This window comes from Binatus sp. (SeqCode) (assembly GCF_036522015.1).
Taxonomy (GTDB): Bacteria; Desulfobacterota; Binatia; order Binatales; family Binataceae; genus Binatus.
This window is the reverse complement of record NZ_DATDGQ010000195.1, coordinates 1-4792: the sequence shown is the minus strand read 5'-3', so window position 1 is coordinate 4792 and position 4792 is coordinate 1. Positions and strand designations below refer to the sequence as shown.

The window sequence follows — 4792 nt, the reverse complement described above, 5'->3', positions numbered from 1 at the left end:
GACGTTGTACGGGCTGCGTTCGTAGAGTTGATTCTGGCGCGCGGCGCCGATCAGATCGTACGGCGGCGCGACGACGCGAGCGGGTTCGCCAGCGACCTGGCGGTTGTACATCAGAGCGCGAAACGGTTCGATCCGTTTGCTGAGCCCGCTCATTTCAGCGCCGCCGCGATCTGATCTTCTGAAATCGCGCCCACTCTCATCATTTTCCACCCGCTTGCGTTGATCGAGACGACCGAGCTGGGCGCCGAAGCCGTCAATCTTCCACCTTCAAGGTAAACTTTAACTTTTTCGCCAAGCCCCGCGCGTGCTTCCTCGAGGTGGCTGGCCGGCGGTTTCCCGCTCAAGTTCGCGCTGGTCGCTGTGATCGGCCGCCCGATTCCTGCGCTCAGCGCGCGCGCGACGGGATTTGGCGATACACGCACGCCAACTCCGTCGGCGCCGGTCAGCTCTTCGGCGAGGTCGTCGCGCGCCGGCAGAACCAGCGTCAGCGGGCCGGGCCAGAACGCGTCCGCGAGCCGCCGCGCATCAATTGGTATTTCGCGGGCCACCGAAAACGCCATCGTAATGTCCGCTGCGATCAGTCCGACCGGCTGTCCCGGCTCGCGTTGCTTTACCTGAAATAGCCGCCGCATGGCGAGCGGCGAAAACGCATCGGCGCCAACCGCGTAAAATGTTTCGGTCGGATAGACGACCAGCTCGCCGGCTCTCAACGCCGCAATGCCATCCTCGAGCAGCGGATGCATCGCGACTATCCGAGAGCTCGACGCGCGATGTCGCGGCGGAAGTGACGTCCCTCGAACTCGATCATTTGCCCCGCCTCGTATGCCGCGTCCACTGCCGTCGCGAGCTCCGGCGCCATCGCGGTCACCGTCAACACGCGCCCGCCGTCGGTCACCAATTGCCCGTCGCGCATCGCGGTGCCCGAGTGAAAAACCTTCACGCGAATCTTCTTCATCGCCCATTTGATCTTGATGTCCGACGGGACGTTGCCTTCAAGCCGATCCAGCCCATGGATCGCGATTCCCTTTTTGTACTCGCCGGGGTATCCGCCCGACGCGAGCACGACCGCGACGGCGCTGCGCGGCGAGAGCCTGATCGACGCATTCGCGACATTGCCCTCGGCAGCAGCGAGCAGGTTCTCGGCGAGGTCGCTGTCCAGACGCATCATCAGCGCTTCGCATTCCGGATCGCCGAAACGGACGTTGAACTCGAGCACGTTCATCCGGTCGCCGTCGATCATCAGGCCGACGAACAGCAGCCCGCGAAAGGGAATGCCGCGCGCGTTCATTGCCGCCAACGTTGGGCCGACCACCTCGCGCATTACGCGCGCTTCCTGCTCGGGGCCGAATTGCGGCACCGGCGAATACGCGCCCATCCCGCCGGTGTTGGGGCCGCGATCGCCGTCGAAGATTGCCTTGTGATCCTGGAAGGTGCCGAGCGGGACCGCGTGCTCGCCGTCGCACAGCGCGAAGAACGAAATTTCTTCGCCGGTCAGAAATTCCTCGACAATCACGCGATTGCCGGCCGCGCCGAAGCGCCGACGTTGCATCGCGTCCGTGATGGCTTCCAGAGCCGTCGCCGTGTTGTGGCAGATGACGACGCCTTTTCCGAGCGCCAGCCCGTCCGCCTTGACGACCATCGATCCTTTGCGCGACTTCACGTAGCGCAGTGCGGAGGCCGCGTCGTCGAATGCCTCGAAGTCGGCGGTCGGTACGCCCGCCTCGCGCATGATCGTCTTTGCGAACGACTTGCTGCTTTCGAGCTGCGCCGCGGCCGCCGTCGGCCCGAATATTTTCAGACCGGAGCTCGTGAATTGATCGACAATTCCGGTCGGGAGTGCGTCGTCCGGACCCACTACTGTCAAATCGACCGACTTCGATTTTGCGAATTCCAGCAGTGCTGCAACATCAGTCGGCGCAATCGGCACGGCTTCCGCGATCTGATCGATTCCCGGATTTCCAGTCGCGCAGAAGATTTTCCACACCGTCTCGCTCTGATGGAGCCGCCAGACCAGCGAGTGCTCGCGTCCGCCTTTCCCTATGACCAGTACTTTCATCGCGCGACCTGCTAATGCCGGAAGTGGCGCACTCCGGTGAAGACCATCGCGAGCCCGAACTTGTCGGCTGCCTCGATCACTTTGTCGTCGCGCAACGAGCCGCCCGGCTGCGCAATTGCGGTCGCGCCGGCCTCGGCCGCGAGCGTCGGGCCGTCGGGGAACGGAAACAGCGCTTCGGAGACGAGCACGGAACCCTGGAGCGCGACTTTAAGCCGCGCCGCTTTTTCGCGCGCGGCGTGCACCGGATCGATCCGCGAAGTAGCACCGCCGCCGACGGCCAGGGTGCGATCCTCAGTGACGAAGGCGATCGCGTTGGACTTGATATGCTTGCAGACCTTGATTCCAAAAGTCATCGCCCGCATCTCTGCGTCGGTGGGCGCGCGCCGGGTCACGACTTTTCCTTTCCGCGGATCTTCGATCGTCAGATCCGGCGTCTGCACGAGCAGTCCGCCGAGTACTTTCTTGACGTCGAACTCGTTGCGATCCACTGCCTTGGAATTGAACGTCATCACGCGCCGATTTTTGTTTTTGCGCAGGAACGCGATCACGTCGTCAGGATACTCCGGGCCTATCAGCACTTCGGTGAATAGTTCATTGACCGCGCGCGCGAACTCCATGTCCCACGGCCGATTGGTTATGATGATGCCGCCGAAGGGCGAGTCGGGATCGGTCGCGAACGCCTTGTCCCACGCCAGTTTGAGCGTGTCGGCGACGCCGACGCCGCACGGCGTGTTGTGCTTGAGGATCGCGACGACTGCATTCGGCTCGTCCTCGAACTCGAGCATCAGGTTCATCGCCGAGCTGATATCGACGACGTTGTTGAACGACAGTTCCTTGCCGTGAAGCTGATGCGCGATTTCGAGAAAGCGGCCGTAGAGCGCGCCGGTCTGATGGGGATTTTCGCCGTAACGCAACGACTGCTCGCGTTCGAACGAAAGGCTGAAGCTCTCGCCGAAGGCTGGTGCGTGACGGTCTCCCGCATGCGTGCCGAGATAGTTTGAGATTGCGGCGTCGTATGCCGCTACGCGCGCGAACGCCTTGCGCGCGAGGCGCCATCGCGTGTCCGCGGTGATCGCGCCTTTGTTCGCGTCGAGTTCCGCCGCAATCTTTGCGTAGTCCGCGGCGTCGACCACCACCGCGACGTCGTCGTGGTTTTTTGCCGCCGCGCGCACCAGCGTGGGTCCGCCGATGTCGATATTTTCGATTGCGTCCGCAAGCCGCGCGTGCGGTGCAGAAACGGTATTCTCGAATGGATAGAAATTAACTACCACCAGGTCGATCGGCTCGATGCTATGCTGCTGCATCTGGCGCTGATGGTTCTCGTCGGCGCGCCTCGCCAGGATGCCGCCGTGAATCTTCGGATGCAGCGTCTTGACGCGTCCGTCGAGCATCTCGGGCAAGCCGGTGAAATTCTCGACCGATCTCACTTTGACGCCGGCCGCTTCCAGAGCCGCCGCGGTGCCCCCGGTCGACACGATCTCGACGCCGTAGCGCTCCAGCGCTTTGGCGAAATCCGCGACACCCGCCTTATCCGAGACGCCAATCAGCGCGCGCCTTATCACGACCCTGTCGTTCTTCATTGCCCTCTAGCTCCGAATCACGCGCGGCACTCGTTTGCCGACCGTGCACAGCATCTCGTACGAAATTGTCTGCGCAAGGCGCGCGACGTCGTTCACGCTGATGACCTCGTTGCCGGATTCGCCCCACAAGATTACCTCATCGCCGACCGACGCGCCCGCGATGTCGGTGACGTCGATCGTCGTCAGATCCATCGAGACCGCGCCGACGACCGGCGCCCGTGCGCCCCGCACAATCACCTCGCCGCCGTGTTGCAGGCCCCTGCGGTAGCCGTCGGCGTAGCCCACCGGCAGCACGCCGATCAGGCTTTCACGCGGCGCGACGAATGTATGTCCGTAGCCGACGCCGCTGCCCGCCGGTGCGCGCTTGATCTGCATCAGCCGCGTCTTGAAAGTCATAACCGGCCGCAGCTCGACGCGCTCGCGCACCGCGGCCACCGGCGGCAGGCCGTAAATCGCAAGTCCCGGCCGCGCCAGGTTGAAGTGCGAATCATACCGGAGCACGAGCGCCGCCGAATTTGCGACGTGGATCACAGACGGTCTCATCCCGGCCGCCTTCAGCGTCTCGATTGCCTTGTTGAAGACGCCGAGCTGCGCGTCGGTGATCGGACTCTTCGGATCGCCGGCATTGGCGAGCAATGTGCAGACGCCTTCGAGGCGCACAGCCGACGCGCTTCGAACTGCCTGGATCAGATCGGGAATGTCGGCGGGCATCACGCCAAGCCGCGTCGCGCCGCTGTCGATTTTGACGTGGATCGGGAAATCGTTTCGGGCGGCCGATGCGGCAGCGCGATCCAGGAGTCCGAGCATCGAGACTTCGAAAACGAACGGCGTCAGATCGAGCGCCACAATCTCCGCGACCTGCTCGGCGAAGAAACCCGCTTGCAGGTAAACGCGCGTGCGAATGCCGGCCTCGCGCAACTCGCGCGCCTCGTCGAGCGTGGCCACTCCGAAATGACGGCATCCTTCGTCGAGCAGCGCGCGCGCCACTGTCACCGCGCCATGCCCATAGGCGTCGGCCTTGACCACCACCATCAACTCGCCGTGCGCGGCCACGGCCCGCAGCACGCGAAAGTTCGAGCGCAGCGCGCCGAGATCGATCTCGGCGATGGTGGGGCGTTGCGTTTCAATGCTCATCGAAAGCTGAATTTCCCATCTT

Annotated in this window: 5 protein-coding genes; all 5 read right to left on the bottom strand. The window is 63.5% G+C overall.

All coding sequences use genetic code 11. The features are described from left to right. The coding region (locus tag VIW95_RS17585; protein ID WP_414645275.1) for a DUF1015 family protein at nt 1-153 on the bottom strand (153 nt) is incomplete at its 3' end. Next, nucleotides 150-743: an L-threonylcarbamoyladenylate synthase gene (locus tag VIW95_RS08250; RefSeq protein WP_331585270.1), complete on the bottom strand. Its 594-nt coding sequence runs from the start codon at nt 741-743 to the stop codon at nt 150-152. The genes VIW95_RS08250 and VIW95_RS17585, both read right to left, overlap by 4 nt. Nucleotides 744-748: 5 nt before the next feature. Beyond that, entirely contained in the window at nt 749-2056 is a 1308-nt protein-coding gene (gene purD / locus VIW95_RS08245) for a phosphoribosylamine--glycine ligase (protein ID WP_331585268.1), read from the bottom strand. Between the two features lie 11 nt (nt 2057-2067). After that, the gene (purH, locus tag VIW95_RS08240; RefSeq protein WP_331585265.1) at nt 2068-3636 is read right to left on the bottom strand and encodes a bifunctional phosphoribosylaminoimidazolecarboxamide formyltransferase/IMP cyclohydrolase; all 1569 of its coding nucleotides are present in this window, start codon (nt 3634-3636) and stop codon (nt 2068-2070) included. 6 nt (nt 3637-3642) lie between these two features. Next, on the bottom strand, nt 3643-4792 hold a 1150-nt coding region (gene alr, locus VIW95_RS08235; protein WP_331585263.1), incomplete at its 5' end, for an alanine racemase.